Annotated in this window: 17 protein-coding genes and 1 pseudogene; 5 read left to right on the plus strand and 13 right to left on the minus strand. The window is 63.7% G+C overall.

Going from position 1 to position 17567, the window contains the following annotated elements; all coding sequences use genetic code 11:
- Positions 1 to 33: 33 nt before the first annotated feature.
- The 3 genes from QFZ69_RS16575 to QFZ69_RS16585 are packed head-to-tail and all read right to left on the minus strand — an operon-like array spanning position 34 to position 3647.
- Positions 34 to 1332 carry a four-carbon acid sugar kinase family protein gene (locus QFZ69_RS16575; protein ID WP_306912911.1) on the minus strand — a complete coding sequence of 433 codons (1299 nt, stop codon included), beginning with the start codon at positions 1330 to 1332 and terminating at the stop codon, positions 34 to 36.
- Between the two features lies 1 nt (position 1333).
- A complete protein-coding gene (locus tag QFZ69_RS16580; protein WP_306919479.1) occupies positions 1334 to 2599 on the minus strand; it encodes a RuBisCO large subunit C-terminal-like domain-containing protein in 1266 nt (421 codons plus the stop codon).
- A gap of 37 nt (positions 2600 to 2636) precedes the next feature.
- Positions 2637 to 3647: a 2-keto-3-deoxygluconate permease gene (locus QFZ69_RS16585; protein WP_306912912.1), complete on the minus strand. Its 1011-nt coding sequence runs from the start codon at positions 3645 to 3647 to the stop codon at positions 2637 to 2639.
- A 152-nt stretch (positions 3648 to 3799) separates the two neighbouring features.
- Between QFZ69_RS16585 and QFZ69_RS16590 the strand changes: the two genes are divergently transcribed.
- Complete coding sequence (locus QFZ69_RS16590; protein ID WP_306912913.1) at positions 3800 to 4660, plus strand: GntR family transcriptional regulator; 861 nt, start codon at positions 3800 to 3802, stop codon at positions 4658 to 4660.
- Between the two features lie 102 nt (positions 4661 to 4762).
- On the opposite strand, the gene QFZ69_RS16595 is transcribed toward QFZ69_RS16590, so the two are convergent.
- The 8 genes and pseudogenes from QFZ69_RS16595 to QFZ69_RS16630 all read right to left on the minus strand — a co-directional run bounded on the left by QFZ69_RS16595 (position 4763) and on the right by QFZ69_RS16630 (position 11575).
- The gene (locus QFZ69_RS16595) at positions 4763 to 5986 is read right to left on the minus strand and encodes an IS110 family transposase (RefSeq protein WP_306912914.1); all 1224 of its coding nucleotides are present in this window, start codon (positions 5984 to 5986) and stop codon (positions 4763 to 4765) included.
- Between the two features lie 284 nt (positions 5987 to 6270).
- Entirely contained in the window at positions 6271 to 7530 is a 1260-nt protein-coding gene (locus QFZ69_RS16600; RefSeq protein WP_306919480.1) for an IS256 family transposase, read from the minus strand.
- Between the two features lie 129 nt (positions 7531 to 7659).
- Positions 7660 to 8467, minus strand: a pseudogene (locus QFZ69_RS23385) (AAA family ATPase).
- Positions 8464 to 8979: a Mu transposase C-terminal domain-containing protein gene (locus QFZ69_RS16610; RefSeq protein WP_306912915.1), complete on the minus strand. Its 516-nt coding sequence runs from the start codon at positions 8977 to 8979 to the stop codon at positions 8464 to 8466. Before QFZ69_RS16610 ends, QFZ69_RS23385 begins: the two are co-directional and overlap by 4 nt.
- Positions 8980 to 9017: 38 nt before the next feature.
- On the minus strand, positions 9018 to 9449 hold the full coding sequence (locus QFZ69_RS16615; protein ID WP_306919481.1) for a DDE-type integrase/transposase/recombinase: 432 nt from the start codon (positions 9447 to 9449) through the stop codon (positions 9018 to 9020).
- Positions 9450 to 9835: 386 nt separating this feature from the next.
- Positions 9836 to 10378 carry a recombinase family protein gene (locus QFZ69_RS16620; RefSeq protein WP_306912916.1) on the minus strand — a complete coding sequence of 181 codons (543 nt, stop codon included), beginning with the start codon at positions 10376 to 10378 and terminating at the stop codon, positions 9836 to 9838.
- Positions 10379 to 10463: 85 nt separating this feature from the next.
- Positions 10464 to 10997, minus strand: a complete 534-nt coding sequence (locus tag QFZ69_RS16625; RefSeq protein ID WP_306912917.1) for a GNAT family N-acetyltransferase — start codon at positions 10995 to 10997, stop codon at positions 10464 to 10466.
- Positions 10998 to 11098: 101 nt separating this feature from the next.
- Positions 11099 to 11575, minus strand: a complete 477-nt coding sequence (locus tag QFZ69_RS16630) for a helix-turn-helix domain-containing protein (protein WP_306912918.1) — start codon at positions 11573 to 11575, stop codon at positions 11099 to 11101.
- A gap of 127 nt (positions 11576 to 11702) precedes the next feature.
- Between QFZ69_RS16630 and QFZ69_RS16635 the strand changes: the two genes are divergently transcribed.
- From QFZ69_RS16635 to QFZ69_RS16650, 4 genes are all read left to right on the plus strand, one after another.
- Positions 11703 to 12419, plus strand: coding sequence for an SDR family oxidoreductase (locus QFZ69_RS16635; protein WP_306912919.1), 717 nt, complete (start codon positions 11703 to 11705; stop codon positions 12417 to 12419).
- A 47-nt stretch (positions 12420 to 12466) separates the two neighbouring features.
- Positions 12467 to 12991 carry a PaaI family thioesterase gene (locus QFZ69_RS16640; protein ID WP_306912920.1) on the plus strand — a complete coding sequence of 175 codons (525 nt, stop codon included), beginning with the start codon at positions 12467 to 12469 and terminating at the stop codon, positions 12989 to 12991.
- A gap of 74 nt (positions 12992 to 13065) precedes the next feature.
- Positions 13066 to 13986 (plus strand): TDT family transporter, encoded by a 921-nt coding sequence (locus QFZ69_RS16645; protein WP_306912921.1) that lies wholly within the window; start codon positions 13066 to 13068, stop codon positions 13984 to 13986.
- A gap of 285 nt (positions 13987 to 14271) precedes the next feature.
- Positions 14272 to 14868: a recombinase family protein gene (locus QFZ69_RS16650; protein ID WP_306912922.1), complete on the plus strand. Its 597-nt coding sequence runs from the start codon at positions 14272 to 14274 to the stop codon at positions 14866 to 14868.
- A 262-nt stretch (positions 14869 to 15130) separates the two neighbouring features.
- Here the strand turns inward: QFZ69_RS16650 and QFZ69_RS16655 are convergent, their stop codons facing one another.
- Both QFZ69_RS16655 and QFZ69_RS16660 read right to left on the minus strand, forming a co-directional pair.
- Positions 15131 to 16444: an Nramp family divalent metal transporter gene (locus QFZ69_RS16655; protein WP_306912923.1), complete on the minus strand. Its 1314-nt coding sequence runs from the start codon at positions 16442 to 16444 to the stop codon at positions 15131 to 15133.
- A 115-nt stretch (positions 16445 to 16559) separates the two neighbouring features.
- Entirely contained in the window at positions 16560 to 17495 is a 936-nt protein-coding gene (locus QFZ69_RS16660; RefSeq protein ID WP_306912924.1) for a dihydrodipicolinate synthase family protein, read from the minus strand.
- Positions 17496 to 17567 lie beyond the last annotated feature (72 nt).

A 17567-nucleotide genomic window follows, 5' to 3' on the forward strand; every position in this document is an offset into this window, starting at 1 on the left:
TGGTGATGCTTGGAGGAATTGCCTGGGTGGGTATTAGCCGGCGAGTTGGCCGGCGAAGCGGCGCAGGATGTTGGTGGGACCGACCTGTCCGCCCTTGAGCAGCAGGCGGCATCCGGCGACGGCGGAGCCGCCGTCGGCTTGCAGGATGGGGCCCGCGGTGACGAACTGGTCCGAGACGCGCAGTTCGCGCACACCCATGGCGATGAGTGCATGGCTGGAGGTGTCCCCGCCGCACACGGCGATGTCCCGGGTGAGCCCGGCTGTGGCCATGCGGGCGGCGATGCCGCCGATCAGTGCGCCGACATAGCCGGCGTCCACCGGTTTGCTGGCTCCGTAGCGTGGGTCCGCCGCGCCGCGGGTGGTGTGGACGATGACGTTGCGGCCCGAACGAAGGGCCGCCGAGACGCGCTCATCCAGGGCTGCCACAGCCGTCGTGTCATGGTGCTGCAGCAGCTCGGCAGGCACGGGAACGTCCTCCCAGCCATGGGAGAGGGCGTCGTTGATCTGCTCTGCTGTGGTGCTGGACGCTGAGGCGCTCACGGCCAGCACAGGTCCCGACGGCCGCTGCGGTCCGGGGGTGCGCGGAGCGTGGCCGGAGACAGACCGCGCCAGTGCTGCCATGATGCCGCCGGATCCAACGACGATGGAGGGCCCGTGCCCGTGTTCCTCCCGCGTGAGTGCCTCGGCGACGGCGTCCATGTGGCGTTCGTCCACGGCATCGACCACAAAGGCCTGCACCCCGGGGTCCCGCCGCCGGTCCGCCCACTCGTCCTTGAATGTGCCGTCGTCATAGGCGGGCAGATGGATCGCCCCCGGTACCTGGCCGCCGCCGAGCTGGCCGGCCAGGACCTGGCGCAGGTCGGCCTCAGCCATGGGGGTGGAAGGATGCCGGGACATGACCGGGTGGCGGTCTAGCCGGTAGATCTTGCCGGCATGGGTCGCGTAGTGGTTGCTGAAAGCGGTGTAGCGACCGAAACCTGGCTGGGCCGGCACCACGGGGATTGGACCGTGCAGGGCGAACTGCTCATGCAGCAGCTGGATTCCGCGACCAATGCTGCCGACCGTGGAGGAGCTGTCGAACGTGGAGCAGACCTTGTACAGCAGCACCTCCAGGTTGAGAGCGGCGATGCCGGCCAGATCCCTGCTGACCAGGTTGTCGAACGCTGCCCCGGACAGGGAGCGTGCCGGCCCGGCATATCCGACGACGTCGGTGTCGGTGGGCAGCGGCGCATCCCCGATGACCAGGGCTGCTTCCAGTCCGTAGCGGTGGGACTGGGCAAGGACGTCGGCGGCTCCGGTGAGATCATCTGCGACGAAACCGAATGCGGGCATTTCAGGCACCTTTCGCGAAAGTTTGGACTGCGTGCAGGAGTGCATCGTCCCCGGCCCGGGACCGCTTGTCCGCTGCCGCCTGCAGCGGTACGCCGTTCACGGCCGCTTCCCAGGCCTGGCGCAGGCTTTGCACTCCGGCCCCGGGACCGTCCGGGTGGGCGGCGACGCCGCCGCCGGCGAGCATCATCAGGTCTGTGGATCCAACCGCGTCGAAGGTCGGTCCGGGGGTGGTGACGTTCTGCCCGGAGGACAGGACGGGCAGCGGTGCAATGGTCTGTCCGAGGGGTTCGAGCAGGCTGCGGATGTTCGCGGCGACCTCTTCGTCCAGTTCGTAGAACTTGCTGCCGAGTCCGCTGGCGTGCAGGTGATCGGCGCCGGCGAGGCGGGCCATCTGCTGCCAGACCCGGTAGTCCATGCCCAGGGCCTTGGACCGCATCGAGGCCGCGAGGCCTGCCCGGTGGCCGTGGATCGGTACTTCGGCGAAGCTGCGCAGCAGGGCCAGGGCGGGCAGACCCATGACCGGGATGTTCAGCATCACGCACCGGCCGCCGGCTTCAACGACCAAGTCGTGGCGTTTCTGCAGTCCGGCGAGGTCACCGGTGATGTTGAAGGCGTACATGGTGGAGTGGCCGGTGACCTGCTCGGCGGCGCGGATTTCTTCTGTGGCGACCGCGACCCTGCGCTCCAAGGGCAGGTACGCGGGGTCGGTCATCAGTTCGTCGTCCTTGATCAGGTCGATGGAGGCCATCGCCAGGTCCCGGACGACCAGCCGGAATTCCTCTTCCGAGAGTCCGACGTTGGGCTTGACGATGGTGCCGACCATGACGCCCTGAACGTCGCTGATGAGTTTGCGGGTTCCCTCGATGCCGAATGCAGGGCCGGGGTGGGCGGCGACGAAGTCCTCGGGCAGGGCTATGTCCTGCAGCCGGCAGGCGTAAAGGTCGCCCAGTTCGAAGAGGTTGCCGGCAATGGCGGTCTGCAGGGTGGCCAGGTCGGTGCCGACGTTCTCCATTGGGAAATCGACGGTGACAAGGGCTGCCCGGACCTTTTCGGGAGTCGTCCGGGAGGGCAGGGAGGGCCGGCAAAAGCCCAACTCCTGAACGTCCGAGATGCGCGCGGCGTGCCGCTCCCGGATGCGGGCGGATTCGCCGGGTACCGGCAGGAACGTGCCGCTGGACTGCTCGCCCGCCATGATGGCTGCGGCCTTTTGAGGGTCAATCTCGGACTCTAGGTAGTAGGTGCAACGCACCGAGCGCGGGTCGCGCATGGTTTCTCCGTCCATGAAGGGGATGTACAAGGCTGGTTCAGATTGAGCTGGGGACCGGATCGGCCGGCTGCAGGCCTCCGGCCCGCTTCAGGGCCCAGGAAGCGACGATCGGGGCGAGTAGCGCTGTCACGAGGACCGCTGTGGCGGCCTGGGCTGAGGCGGAGGCGACAAAGGGTTCGAAGCGCGGGTCGGCTACGGCTACTACAGCGGGTACGGCTACGGCGTTGCCGGCTGTGGTGCCGGCGGCGAACCCGATGCCGCTCTTGAAGCCGCGCTTGAGGATGAACCGGTATCCGAGATAGGTCAGGCCTCCGGTGAAGATGACTACTATCAGGCCGAGGAAGATGCCGGCGAATCCGCCGGTGAGCACGGTCTTCAGATTGATGCCGGTGCCAACAGCGAAGGACATGAACGGGATGACGATGTTCGGTACGTGGTCCAGGGCCTTCGTCCACTCCCGGTCGACTGCGCCGATGATGAGGCCGATGATGAACGGGATCAGTGCCGCAGCGAAGGCGAGCAGGGGGATGTCGCCCAGCCCTGATGCGCCCAGGAAGATCAGTGCCAGGAATGGTCCGTCATCAAAGGCGCTGGCGACATAGGCGCCTGTGTCCCGCTCGTCGCCGTACTGGCCGGCGAACGCCAGCCAGAGGGCGCCGTTGCTGTTCCCGAAGATTGCCAGCATCGCCAGGATCGATACCCCTGCGATGCCTTCGATACCCACCACCAGGCCCAGGATCACCGCAATCGTGGCAGGGATCAGGGTCTTGCAGACCAGTACAACGGTAGTGGTGGAGGCGGCGGCCTTGCCGCTGTGGCTTCCGGTGATCTGGGCGCCGGTAGCCAGAATCAGCACCGCGATCAGTGTCAGGGCGCCCTCCTTGAAGAGCGCCGTGGTGAAGCCGCCGATTTTTAGGGCCTCGGGCGCGAAGGTGTTCATCAGCACCCCCAGCATCAGCGGGATAAGCATCATGCCTGCCGGGACCTTTTGGAGGAAGGCAAACATTGGCACGCGTGAGCGTCCAGTCCTCAAGTGCAGCTGCGTCATTTACTCGACCTTTCTACGTCATTGTATGTTCCAGTCGTCGGATCAAGTCCGTACAATTAGTACGTACATTACCTGTGGCTTGGATCACCCGTCAAGGCGGGAGATGCAGCAACCGCGGGCTATGATGTGCTCGAGCGGCAAAAGGAGTCAGTGTGAGTGTGCAACCAGCCGGGACAGAGCCCCGGGAGCGGGCTAACGGCCTGAACCGGGAGGAGGGGCCGCCCCTTCATGCGCAGATCCGGGACATCCTGCACCGGCAGATACTGGAACGGCCGTTGCTCCCCGGCTCTCCCCTTCCGACCGAAGAGGAACTCCAGAAACAGTTCGGTGTCTCCCGCAGCGTGGTACGCCAAGCGTTGTCTGGACTGTCCGACCTCGGGCTGATCCGTCGTCAGCGCGGCCGTGGCAGCGTGGTGGCCGCAACACCGGTCCTCCGCCGGCATATCCAGCGCGCCGGCGGGCTTGACGAACAGGCCGCCGCGCACGGCCAGCGGCTGCGTACCCATGTCATCGCCGTTGAACATGCACCCCCGCCCGAGTCGGCGGTAGAGGCGCTGAACACCACTAACACGTGGAAGATTGAACGGATCCGCTACCTGGAAGAGGTCCCGGTAGCCTTCATGAGGACCTGGGTTCCCCGCGACCTCTTCCCGCACTTCGCCAAGGAACTGCTGGAAAACGCTTCACTGCTCGGCCTCATGCGAGAACACGGGTATCACCCGGCAGGCGGTCCCAGGCAGGTCCAGGCCGTGGCAGCAGATCATGACCTGGCACAAATACTCAACTCCAACATTCGCGAACCCCTGCTCCTGCTGCAAGGCGTAACGCGCGACGCTCTCGGCCACGGTCTGGAGTGGTTCAACGTCTGGCACAGCCCCAACACTGTCTTCGACGTTGACGCGCAGGTGACGTCGCAACCCGGACGCGTATCCGAAGAACACATCCGCCGTCTGCGGAACCTGACACAGCAACTTGAATCCGAACTAGCCGATCTTGAACGAGGCGCACGCTAAAGGAAACGCCCCAGCAGTGGGATGACTACTGGCACTTTGTGCACCTGGCTCCTGAAGCGGTGTACAGACAACCCTCGTTGGGTCTGATGCTCCTATCGTGTGTCAAGCGGTGGCGAGCCAGTTTCTGTAGCGATCGGCGAGTTCGGGCAGCGGCCGGGCTTTGCGCTCGATATCGGAGATCCGGGCGGGCCACGTGCTTAAGGCTACGGCCACTTGACTGAGGGTGATGTTCTTTTTCGTGCGAATGGCGCGGAGGTCGGCTTGGACCGTCCTTACTGCTGGGCTGGTAAGGATGCGGTAGATCTCTCGGACGATGGCCCTTTTGAGGCAGCGGATGATTTCCTTCTTGCTCTTGCCATCCTGTGTGCGGCGCTCGACGTAGGCGCGGGTTTTGGGGTCGTGGCGCATTCGGACGAGTGCGATGCGGTGGAGGGCGGCGTTACCCTGTCTGTCGCCGCCACGGTTGAGCCGGTGGCGGGTGGTGCGCCCGGAGGACGCCGGGATTGGCGCGGCGCCGCAGAGCGCGGCGAACGACGCTTCGTTGCGGATCCGCTCTGGGTTGCCGCCCGCGGTCACGACGAGTTGCGCGGCGACCAGGGTCCCGACGCCGTAGACATCCAGCAATGCTGGGTGGTGCGCCTGGACGAGTTCATGCAATTGCGTCTCGATGCCGGCGACGCGGTCTGAGAGCTCCTGGTGGGCGCAAGCCATCGTCTTCAGGGCCAGCCCGGCGGCGTCTTCAGGGCCGGCCAGATCGGATCCAGGACGACTACTGGCCAGACGGCGCAGCAGCGCGTCCGTGTCCAGGTCCCGGTATCTGGCGCGGACCGGTTCTGGAGCGGTGATCAGCAGCCCTTTAATGGCGTTGGAGATCGAGGTCATGGAGGAGACGAACCGTTTCCGCGCGCCGAGCAGGAATCGGATGGATTCAGCGGCGGTGTTGGTGTCTTTCGGGATGGAGATGCCACGGCCGGAAAGCACCGTACGGGCAGCTTCGACTGCGTCGACAGGATCTGATTTCCCATTCATCCGGCGCACCTGCCGGGTAGGGCGCAGGACTTCCAGCACGGTGTGTCCGGCGGACTGAAGGGCCCGGGTCAGGCCGGCGCCGTAGGAGTTGGTGCCCTCGACACCGATCCCCCGGACGGGGCCGGCTGAGGCTACGGCATCGATGAGCGCGGCATAGCCACGGCTGTCCGCCGTGAACGTCGCGGTGGAGACCACCGCGCCGTTCTCGGTGAGAATGGCAAGGGTGTGAGTGTCGGTGTGGGTGTCGACCCCGGCGACGCGTCCGGCCGCGTCGACATCCGCTCTCGCGTGTGGCATATGGTGTCCTTCCAAGCAACGGTTCGGGTTGTCACCGTTGGCCCTGTCGGCCGCAGACAGGACGCTGAAGGGACGCGCACCATGGCAGGGCCAACTGGTCATGGGATCGGTCATGCTCCTATGAGGTCATGAACCGGCAGAGCCCACGGCTGGTCCCGGGAACGCAGGACAAATCAGGTCAAGGACAGGTCCCCCGAAGGGGGCCGCCAGTCAAGTATCGGGTCACTGCATTCCCGGACCCTTCCAGTATCAGCGTCAAGTTTTCGGTGTAACTGGTTTTGATTTTATTTCTTGCCGGCGGACAGGCGTCCGTCGAAGGTGACTTCGAAGGCATTGAGCGCAGCCTTCCAGCGGTTGGACCAGCGTTGTCGGCCCGTCCCGGTGGGGTCCAGACTCATGACCGCCAGATAGACGCATTTGAGCGCGGCCTGCTCCGTGGGGAAGTGTCCGCGGGCATTCACGGCTCGCCGGATGCGCGCGTTGATGCTCTCTATGGCGTTGGTCGTGCAGATGATCGTGCGGATCTCGCGGTCGAACTGCAGGAAGGGCACGAACTCGGCCCAGGCGTTGGTCCACAGCCGGATGATCGCCGGGTAGCGCTTCTCCCACTTCTCGCTGAACTCCACGAACCGGTCCAGGGCATCGGATTCCGACGCCGCCGTGTAGACGGGCTTGAGGTCCTTCGCGATCGCGGACCAGTCCTTCTTCGACGCGTAGCGGAACGAGTTGCGCAAAAGGTGAACAATGCAGGTCTGGGTGATCGTCTGCGGCCAGACGGTGGCGATGGCCTCGGGCAGGCCCTTGAGCCCGTCACAGACCACAATCAGGCAGTCCTGGGTGCCGCGGTTCTTGATCTCGGACAGGACCCGCAGCCAGTACTTCGCCCCCTCCCCGTCACCGTGCTCGCCGGCCCAGAGCCCAAGAATGTCACGGGTGCCCTCGCAGGTCACCGCCAGCGCCACGTAGATCGGCCGGTTCGTGACCTGCCCGTCGCGGATCTTCACGATCACCGCGTCGATGAAGATCACCGGATAGACCGGATCCAGCGGCCGGCTCTGCCAGGCCGCCAAACCCTCCAAGACCTTCTCCGTGATGGTGGAGATCGTCTGCTTGGAGACCTCCGCGCCGTAGACCTCGGCCAGGTGGGCGCAGATCTCCCCGTACGTGAGTCCCTTGGCGGACAGCGAAATGACCAGGTCATCGAGCCCGGACAGGCGGCGCTGCCGCTTCCTGACCAGCTCCGGGGTGAACGAGCCGTCCCGATCCCGCGGCACCGCGATCTGCACCGGACCGGCCTCGGTCAACAGCTCCTTGGACCGGGTGCCGTTCCGCGAGTTCCCGCCGTCCCTGCCAGCCGGATCGTGCCGGGCGTAGCCCAGATGGTCCTCCATCTCGCCCTCCAGCGCCGATTCCACGACCATCTTCGTCAGCCGGGACAGCAGCCCGCCCTCACCGGTCAGCCGCAGGCCTTCCGCACGCGCCCGCTCACTCAGCTGCTGCACCAACTGCTCATCCAGCGCGTCCGCCGGAGCCGGCGCAACCATGCTCGTCGCAGCAGTCACATCACTAATCACATCAGTCACGGCAACCTCCTAATTCTCTGGAGTTACACCGTTTAAATTACAGTCCCCCCTCGTTCACCGCCCTGCTTTTTCGCAGCTCGGTTTGGCGGTTTAGCTGATTCCGATGACGAGGGTTGAGCGTGCGGCTTCAATGACGTCGTCGGTGATGGTGCTGAGTTCATTGATTTTCATGACTCGTTCGACTTGGGTGAATAGCCGGTCGATGAGGCGGAAGTTGCCTCGGGTAATCCGGGCGACGGCTGCGATGGCCTGGGCATCGGTGAAATCTTCCGGGTCCAGGGTCTGACCGAGTTTGTGCCATCGGCGCTCCAAAACGAAATTCAGTTCTTCCTGGGCGAGTGGACGGTATTTGTGGGCGAAGCCGACCCTGCTGTAGAGCTGCGCGTAGCGGCTGAACCATTTTTCAATCCCGGGCATGCCGATGAGGATCAGGGCTATGCTGTCCCGGTCGTAGCGGTCACGCAGGAGCTCAAGCGCCGTGGCGTTGAGCCGCTCGGATTCGTCAATGATGAGCAGCTCCACATGCTTGCCGGTGCGGGTGGGTGGTCCTGTCTTCTTGCCGATCTTTTCCAGATGCTGGTCAACGCAGATACGCGGGTGCTGATGTGCTCGAGTTCGGGATGGATCTGTTTGGGCGAGGTGAGCACAGCGGGGGTGTAGAAGACGCTGCGTGCCCGGGCCAGGGCCGCATAGATCTGATAGTCAGAGTCGTCCCGGGGACCCCACTGTTCCAGGAGGTTCTCTGCCTTGTGCCAGTTTGCCTAGCGCCTGGCGGAGAGGGTCTTGCCGATTGCGGCCTGGCCGTAGCAGATACCGATGGTGTGCTGGCGGCGCACCGTGTCCGCGAACTCAGCGAACCGGCGGGCTCTTTCGTTGCGATGAAGCTCTGTGCAGTCATTGGCCGTCCTCCAGGTAGGTGCGTAGCTTTGGGCGCTTCTTGGGTGGATCAACAGCGTCCGGGGCGGGAGTTGGTTTAGCTGATGCCAGGTCCGGCAGGTGCCGGGCCACGACTGAGATGCGCTGGTTGATTTGTCCGCGCAGTTCCCGGCGGCGGGCCGATCGCGCCCCCTGGATGTCTTTCAAAGTGAGAGTGGAGGTTTCGTGGTCAGGGTCCACGGCCCTGCAGATGAACTGGTTCTTGTGGAAGACGCGGATCTCAGTGATGTCCCGCGGGTCGCAGCGGACAATGACCGGTTCTCGGACGTAGGCGGCCAGGAGTGGCGAGACGTATCTGAGCCCCTGGAAGTGCACGCCGTCGCGGTGGACGATCCGGGGTTTGGCCACGGTCAGCAGCAATAGATTCAGTTCGTCCATGGTTGCCGGGAGCCTGGGCAGCCAGCCGTCGCCTACCCAGGCATGATGCGGGGTGGCCCTGATCTCGGGGTGCTCGCGTTGGTGATAGTCCTCCATGATGAAACGGCAGATTGCCGTGTCTAGCTCTTTGAGGGTCAGCACCGGTGCCGGAGGCGGGTGTCGCGGGTCAGGCGTCCGGGCAGTTCGGTCAACAGCTCGGTATTAACGCTGCCGAAGAACCGTTCAATCTTGCCCCGCCCTTGGGGTCTGGCAACTGTTGAGTAGGTGATTTCGAAGTGCAGGTCCTTCGCCGTCTGGGCCAGGTGGTTGCTGGTGAAATCCGACCCGTGGTCGACGCAGAGGGTGTCGGGGATCCCGCACATGGGCCACTCTGCTCGGGCCTTGGGCCAGATGGCCTGTCGCAGTGCCAGTGCGGTGTTCATAGCTGACGGTGCTCCGAGGAAGAGCATGTAGCCGCAGACTGCGCGGGAGTAGTCGTCCAGGATCGTGGTGAGCCACGGGCGCCCGGGCTTCAGGTTCGCGTCCAGGACGAGGATGTCCAGTTCGGTGTGGTCTGCCTGCCAGATGGCGTTGGGGCGCTTGGCTCGGTGGTGTGCTGTATGAGAGCGGCGGCCAGTCGTGGTCGGCGGCGACGCGGTTGGCCTTGCGGGCGATGGTGGCCACGGGCAGGCGCGGTTTCAGCAGGGCCAGACCTTCGACAAGTGCGACCAGCTCGGGAGTGCTCCTGCGTTGGGAGGTCCCGCGGTTTGCTGTGGCGAGTCCGGCGATGCCGCTGCGTTTGTGGGCGGCGTGCCAGCGCTGCAGTGTCCGGAGTCCGATGCCTTCGAGTGCGGCGAGGGTCGTCAGTGGCACGCCGTCTTCGACGTGCCGGCACAGGATCTGCCAGCGCATCAACGCCGCCTGCTCAGGTGTGGAGGCAGCATCCCCCGTCGGGTACTGCTGCCTCCGGCCGTCACCGGACAGATTTCTGTGTGGCGGTTGACCGCCGCAGCCGCGGCGCAGCAGGTGCCGGTTCGCGCCGGAGTGCCCGATACACGGTGGCGCGGCTGACGCCGAGGACCTCACCGATCTTCTCAACCGTCATCTCCTGCTGCTCGTAAAGCCGTCGTGCAGTCCGGAGTTTGTCCTTGGTCAGCAGTGCGGGCCTGCCGCCGGAGCGCCCGCGTGCCCGTGCCGCCTGGAGGCCTGCGTTGGTCCGTTCACGGATCAGATCCCGTTCGAACTCTGCCAGTGCGGCGAATACATGGAAGACGAGACGCCCACCTGAAGACGTGGTATCGATCGCTTCCTGCAGGGAGCGGAATCCGATGCCGCGTTCCTGCAGGCCACCCAGCTGATCAATCAAGTGCCGGATGGATCGGCCGAGGCGATCCAGCCTCCATACGACCAGCGTGTCCCCGGGCCGGAGTTGGTCCAGGATTTTCGTCAGTTCCGGGCGGGATTCCAGAGAGCCGGACGCCGTGTCCGTGAAGATACGGTAGCAGCCGGCTGCCATGCTTACGGAAGGCCCACTATCGGGGTTCGAGCGAGACTAATAGCTCAAGTTAGAGATGGACCTTTTCTGCCCCACGGCCGGACCTCTATTCCTGGCCGAGAATGGACGGGAGTCGGTCCTCCATAGGCTGAAGCTCTTTTGCAAAGCAGATCGACGACGGGATGGAGTGCTCGTAGGGAGGATAAGTGGGTATCTGCCTGTATCCGAGTTTTCGATAAACAGCTTCAGCTTCCGGCTGCTTACCCCCGGTTTGCAGGATAACGCGGCGGGCGCCGGCACTGGCGGCAATCCTTTCGAGTTCAGCCATGAGTACGGTCGCAGCGCCCATACCTCGGGCCGCAGGGTCTGTAATGACCCGTTTGACCTCCCATTCCCCATTCAACCGGCGGAGAGCGCCGTGCCCTATGGCTTCACCTACGGTATTAAGTACCAGGACGTTGGCGATGAAATCTTGCGGTGGTACGGAGAGCGCTTTCTGCGCTGCTTCGGAAAGATGAGGTTCTTCTTCGGTAGCGTATCGGGCGAGAAGCTCGTCTGTTAACAGATCCCGCAGACGGGCTGCTCTGGGGTCTTCAAAGTCAACTACCTCCAGTGTCACTGCTGCCGGATTGCCGGACATTTATCTCCTCTTGATGTATGTCTTATTGAAATTCCTTGGTTCGTGCGGCCGCTACAGCGGACGACCGCGGGATGTCCCGTCGTCGCCCTTCAGGTTTGTCGTTACTGGTCTACCGGGATGGCGTCGGCCGTTGACACCAGCGGTCCCAGCATCAGACTGCCCACTCTGAATTCCTCGCCGCATTCCGCGCACGTCAGCACCGGTTTCAGGTCGGCCCCGCAACTGTGCCGGTAGGAGGCGCGGGGTGTCGTGTCGCGCATCCAGGTACTGCTCCACGCCGCGAGCGAGATGAGAATGGGAGCAACTTCGGCCCCGGAAGTTGTGAGGTGGTACTCATGGCGCTGGGGGCGCTCGGAATATTGGACGCGCTCAATAACGCCATGGCTTTCCAGTGTCCGCAGCCGACCTGTCAGGATGTCGCGGGACGCACCTGTATTGCGGGCTATCTGGTCGAACCGATGTACACCCAGGGACATCTCCCGAAGCGCCAGCAGCGCCCACCGCTCGCCCAGCACCTCGAGCCCTGCTGCGATGAAACACGCCCTGGGCGCATCTGTGGCTGTATCGGATGGTTTCATCGCTTACCTGCTTTCAGTGCTTTCTGTAAGTATACAAGTTAGTTGGAAAATCCAACCGACTCGGCTAACCTGACTTTCGAAGGCAGCGATAACTACGTCGCCGCCCTGTCTGAGATCAGGAGAATTCATGCCACAGCTGTCTAGCGCCGTCGTCCTTGTCACCGGCGCGAACGGAGGACTGGGCCGCGAGTTCGTGGAACAGGCCCTCGCCAGGGGCGCGGCCAAGGTGTATGCGACAGCCCGCCGTCCCCAGGAGTGGAACGATGCCCGCATCGTCCCGCTCGCGCTCGATGTCACCGACCCTGCCTCGATCCGGGCCGCCGTCGCGCAGGCTCCGGACGTCACGGTCCTCATTAACAACGCCGGCATTGCCGTGGAATCGGACACACTCCTTGCACTGCCCGACGAGGAAATCCGAAACGTGATGGAGACCAATTTCTTCGGACCGGTCGCCCTGACCCGGGCATTCGCGCCGGTGCTCGCGGCAAGCGGGACGTCAGCGGTCCTCAACATCCACTCGGCGCTCAGCTGGATCGCGCTCACCGGCGCCTACAGCGCATCAAAGGCGGCGCTGTGGTCGGCGACCAACTCCTTCCGGACGGAACTGGCCCCCCAAGGCACGCACGTCACGGGCGTGCACGTCGGCTACATCGACACCGCCATGGCGAAGGGCGTCGATGCCCCAAAAATTTCCCCGGAGGAAGTCGTGCGGAAGTCGTTCGATGCGCTCGAGCAGGGAGATTACGAGGTCATCGTGGACGACATCGCTGCCGGCGTGAAGCTCGGACTGTCAGGGCCGATCCTGGATTTGTACCCTGCCTTGGCAGCCGATGCCTCTGCATGACCCCGGCAAAGCCTGAAGACCTCGTAAGAACTCAGAGAGATACATTCATGACAAGCAACACCTCCGCAGAGCGCTCGGAGACCTTCACCTGGATGGATCCGGCAGTAGCTCTCCAACAGCTGCCACTACTGTCGGGTCTGGACTACTTTTCAGGCCTCCGCGACGGCAGCATAGCGCCGCCGCCGATCGCGTCCCTGATGAAATTCGATCTCGTCGAAGCTACACATGGACACGTCGAATTCGAGTGCCGGCCGGGAGAAGCCCACTACAACCCCCTTGGAATGGTGCACGGCGGCCTAACATGCACACTCCTTGACACGGCCCTCGGCTGCGCAGCACACACCACCTTGGCAGCAGGGCTCGGCTACACCTCCATCGACCTGGCGGTGAAGTACCTGCGGCCCGTCACGCTCCGGAAGGGCGCCCTTCGCGCAGAGGGGTCAGTGGTGAAAGCTGGTTCGCGGCTCATCTTCACAGAAGGCCGCCTCAGCGCCGCCGACGGTGAACTCCTCGCCACCGCCACAAGCACACTCCTCGTCTTTCCCCACAAACCGGATGCGCTGGCACCATGACACCTAGTGCCACCACTGTTGCCCAGGCGCCTGTGGCTCAGGAACCTGTTCTGCTTCCGCACGCCGAGCCAGGGATGCATGAGTTGAGCCGGTTCGGCGTACCGCTGGGGCTTGCCGGTTTGGGCGGCGGCTGGTCCGCTGCCAGGGGGGCTCTCGGATCCCCGGTGTGGCCGGAGGAAATTCTCTACGGAACAGCCACCGCCCTGTGGCTGGTCCTGACCGTCACGTACGTGTTCCGCGGCCTGCGGCGGAAAGGAACATTCCGTTCTGACCTCAAGCACGAGGTGGCAGGGCCTTTCGCATCCTTTATTCCACTCATCGGGATCCTGCTTTCCTCCCACTACAGCCAGTACCTGCCGCCCTGGGGTGCCTGGCTGTGTGGCGCGTTCATCGCCGCGCTGGCCATTGTCGCCGCACAACTCCTCGCCCACTGGGTCACCGGCGGGGTATCGATGCAGTCCATCCACCCTGGCTACCTGCTGCCTGTCGTAGCCGGATCCTTCGTCGCCAGCATCGGATTCTCAAGCATCCACGCCCATGATGCCGCCATAGCCACATTTGGCGCCGGCATGTTCTTTTGGCTTGTCGTTGGAACTGTCGTCACCGTCCGGCTCATGACCGGAGGTGCGCTGGCACCGTCAGCCAAGACCGGACTGTCCGCATACCTGGCTGCGCCTGCAACGGCAAACATCGCTTGGATGGTGTCACACCCCGGTCCAATGGCGGCCGCGCAGCTCGGGCTCACTGGTGTGCTGGCAATCATGGCGCTAATGCAGGTCATGCTCCTCCCTGAGTACCGTAAGCTTCCCTTTACGCAATTATTTTGGGTGTTTACCTTTCCCGTGGGCGCAACCACTAACTACGCCATCCGCTGGCTTGCCACAACTAGCCTCCCCGGCTGGGAAATTTACGCCTGGACGGTACTCGGGCTCGCAACAGCCTTCACCCTCGCCATTGCCGCCCGCACCGCGACGACGGGAATGGCCCGCGCATAGCCAGACGAGCCGGACGAGGTGAATGAAGGCGACTGAGCGTCGATTAAGGTCGCAGGGCAATGATGCGCCAGCCACGGAGCGAGGGCATGATCTCGTCCCCCAGTCTCGTATCCATTGGGATACGAGACGTCTCACAGGCTCGGTCGCTATGACAATTGCAGCATCTTATTTTTCGCGAGATTGTCCGAGTTTCTTCACCATCGGCGGTTCTCGTAACTATGTCTCGAAACCTTCTGGTTGAATCACTGTATCCACCATTAGTTATGAGACACATCGGAGCAGTCCATGGCCAAACTGATTGGCTATGCACGCGTTTCCACGCGGCAGCAATCCACCGACCGGCAACAGTCAGACCTTCTTGCCGCCGGTGTCCGGCGCGATGACCTCTACATCGATCACGGCGTTTCCGGGGCGCGAACTTCACGACCACAGTTCGATCGGGCCCTCGACGCGCTGATCGATGGCGACACCCTCGTCATCACCACGCTGGACAGGCTCGGACGTTCGACACAGAACATGCTCGCCTTCGCCGACGAACTCCGCAGTCGAGGAGCCGGCTTGCGCGTTCTAAACCTCGGTGGAGGCGATGTCGACACTGCGACATCAATGGGGTCCATGCTGTTCACGATCATGGCCGCTCTCGCGCAGATGGAACACGAGATCAAACGCGAACGCGTCACCGATTCCATCGCCAAACGCCGAGAAGCTGGAAGGGACCTTGGTGGCCGGCCTCGCCGGGTCACTGACAGCCAGATTCGAAGCGCTGTCCGCCTGGTCGAAGGCGGCGAGCCCGCTGCTCAGGTCGCACGTGATCTCGGAATGTCTCGAGCAACCTTTTATAGGCGGTCGCGAGCACTCCCGAACCAGCAGGCCGCCATTTAGCGACGCAAAAAGACCGCCATTTATCGCTGAAAGTCACAAATCTTTTGAACGCGCTTGGTGGTTTGTAGCGGAAACGGTCGTATTTGAGATGCCTTCCCGACCTGAGCCCGCTTGTCTGTCTTGTAAAACTGTTGTATTCGAAGACGGCGGCATCTGCATTCGTGCCGCTGTCTTATTGTCGGTCGTTCAGGACGCAAGCAGGAGCGCCCCCGGCGTGTGCAGGGGGCGCTCCTTATGGGTTGGGACTCGGTGCGGGTGCTGTTTAGCCGAGCAGGGTGGTGATGAGTCTGATGGAGGAGGCGATGATGGCGATGAGGCCGATGGCGCCGAAGAGGTTGTGCCACCATCTGTTGCGGAGCTCTCCCATGATGGAGGACCTGTTGGCCATGATGACGATGAGGACGCCGAGCATGGGGGCGATGAGTACGGTGAGGGATTGGGCGATGACGATCAGTGTCACGGGTGAGGACTGGAACGAAAGGGTGATGATCAGGCCGAAGGCAAGGATCATGCCGGTGATGATGCGGGCGGTAGGCGATCCTGCTTTGGCGCCGCGGCCCAGGGCGTCGGAGAACATGGTGCCGCCGGCGGTGGCGTTGGCGATCATGGATGAGAAGGCGGCTCCTGAGAGGCCGAGAGCGAAGAGCTTGGCTCCGACGGGGCCGGCGAGGGGTGCGAAGACGGAGGCGAGGGCGTTGATGGTTCCGGCTTCGGCGCCGGTCTTGCCGAGTACGGCGGCCGCGACCATGATGACGAGGGCTGTCATGATGCCGGGGGCGACGATGCCGGGGATGGTGTCCACGAGGGTGATGTCGCGGTAGTCGGCGCGGGTGCGGCGGTGTTCCTTGATGCCGTAGGAGGTGTAGAACGCGGCGTTGATGGAGAAGTTGGTGCCGACCAGGGCCACGATGAGGATTTCACTTCCCGGCGGCAGGCTTGGAACCATGCCTTCCATGGACCGGTACCAGTCGGGCTGGGCGACGATGGTGCTGGCGATGAAGGCCAGGCCCATGAGGACAACGATGACCAGCAGGGCTTTTTCCACGATGCCGTAGACGTTGCGGAAGGCCAGAACGAAGCCGACGGCGGCAGTGCAGATCACGGTCCAGAGGACCGGGGAGCCGCCGAAGACCAGGGACAGGCCCAGGCCTGAGCCGACGGCGTTGCCGACGGAGAACATCAGGGTGATGCCAAAGACGCCGAATCCGGCCAGGACGCCCACCCATTTGCCCAGGTGGTCCTTGATGGAGGTGATCAGGGAGGTGGGTGTGGCGATGCCGAGTCTGACGCTCATGTCGGTGAAGAAGATCATCAGGATCGTGGAGACGGCGATGACCCAGACGAGGCTGTAGTCGAAGCGGCTGCCGGCCTGGACGGCGGTGGTGAGGTTGCCGGGGCCGAACTGCCACGCGCCGACGACGAAGGCCGGGCCCATGAGTGCAAGGTAGCCCAGGAAGGTCCGGCGCTTCGGAGCATCAGTTGTAAGTGAATCGGATGCAGGCGAAGCTTGTTCGTTGCTGACCGTATGCCCCGGCTGGACCTTTACTGCGTGGGCGGTCCTGTTGTGCTCGCGCATTGGCGAGTCCTCCTTCTCCAGCTGCATCGCTGGGGTCTTCGTTGACCGGTGGGAGAGTGAAGTTTAGGGGAGGGGTGGCGGGCCGTTGTCGGCCCGCCACCCCTGAACTGCGATGTTACGCAGGGACGGTGACGTTGCCCAGGTTGGCGGACTTCAGGGCCTTCGCGATCTCCTCGCCGGCTCCCTCGGCCAGGGGAAGCAGCGGGGGCCGGACGGTGGCGTGCTCGAGGATGCCGCGGGCGATGAGGCCTTCCTTGAGGGCGACGGTGCCTTCCATGTGGGATCCGCGGTGGTAGACGTTCTTGGTCACCGGCAGCAGGCGGTCGTGGATGGCGCGGGCGGCGGCGTAATCCTTGGCCTTGCCTGCGGCGATGAGTTCGACCAGCGGCTCGGGGGCGAGCCCGCCGTAGCCGACCAGTGCGCCGTCGACATCGAACATGGTGTGCAGCAGGTACTCGTCGTGGCAGGTGAGGATCTGCAGATCAGGGTAGGTTTCGCGCAGGACCGGGATTTCGGTGTCCCAGCGCTTCATGTTCCGAACGCCGTTCTTGGTGGCGAACACGCCTTCCTGGCCGGCGATCTCCAGCTGGGTCTCCAGATCGTAGGTTGCCTTGGTGGCATCCGGGTACTGGAAGAGGATGAGCGGCAGGCCGGAAGTTTCGTAGATCTCCTTGTAACGGGTCTGCGGGGCGCCCTTCTGGTAGCCGAAGCGGAGCCAGCCGTGGGACGGGTAGACAAGACCGGCCTCGGCACCTGCCTCAACGGCACGCTGGGCTTCCAGCGCAGCGACTGTGTTTCCTTCGGCGGTGATGCCGGCGATGATCGGGATTTCGCCGTTGACGGCGTTCTTGAATTCACGAATGACGAGAGCGTGCTCGTCCTGGGTCAGGAAGGTGCCTTCGCCTGCGTGGCCCAGGACCACAAGGCCCTTGACGCCCTCGACGCTGGCCAGCCAGCCGCCCAGACGGTGGATCGCGTCGACGTCGACGCTGCCGTCGCGGTTGAACGGCGTCACGGGTGCGGGAACGAGTCCGCGGAGATCGATGGTCATTTGAGCTTCCTCTGTCTTGTTGATCGATATCCCGCTAGGCTGTGAGAACGATTGCGGGAACGTTTTCATTCT

Origin of the sequence: Arthrobacter sp. V1I7 (genome assembly GCF_030817015.1) — a bacterium.
Lineage (GTDB): Bacteria > Actinomycetota > Actinomycetes > Actinomycetales > Micrococcaceae > Arthrobacter.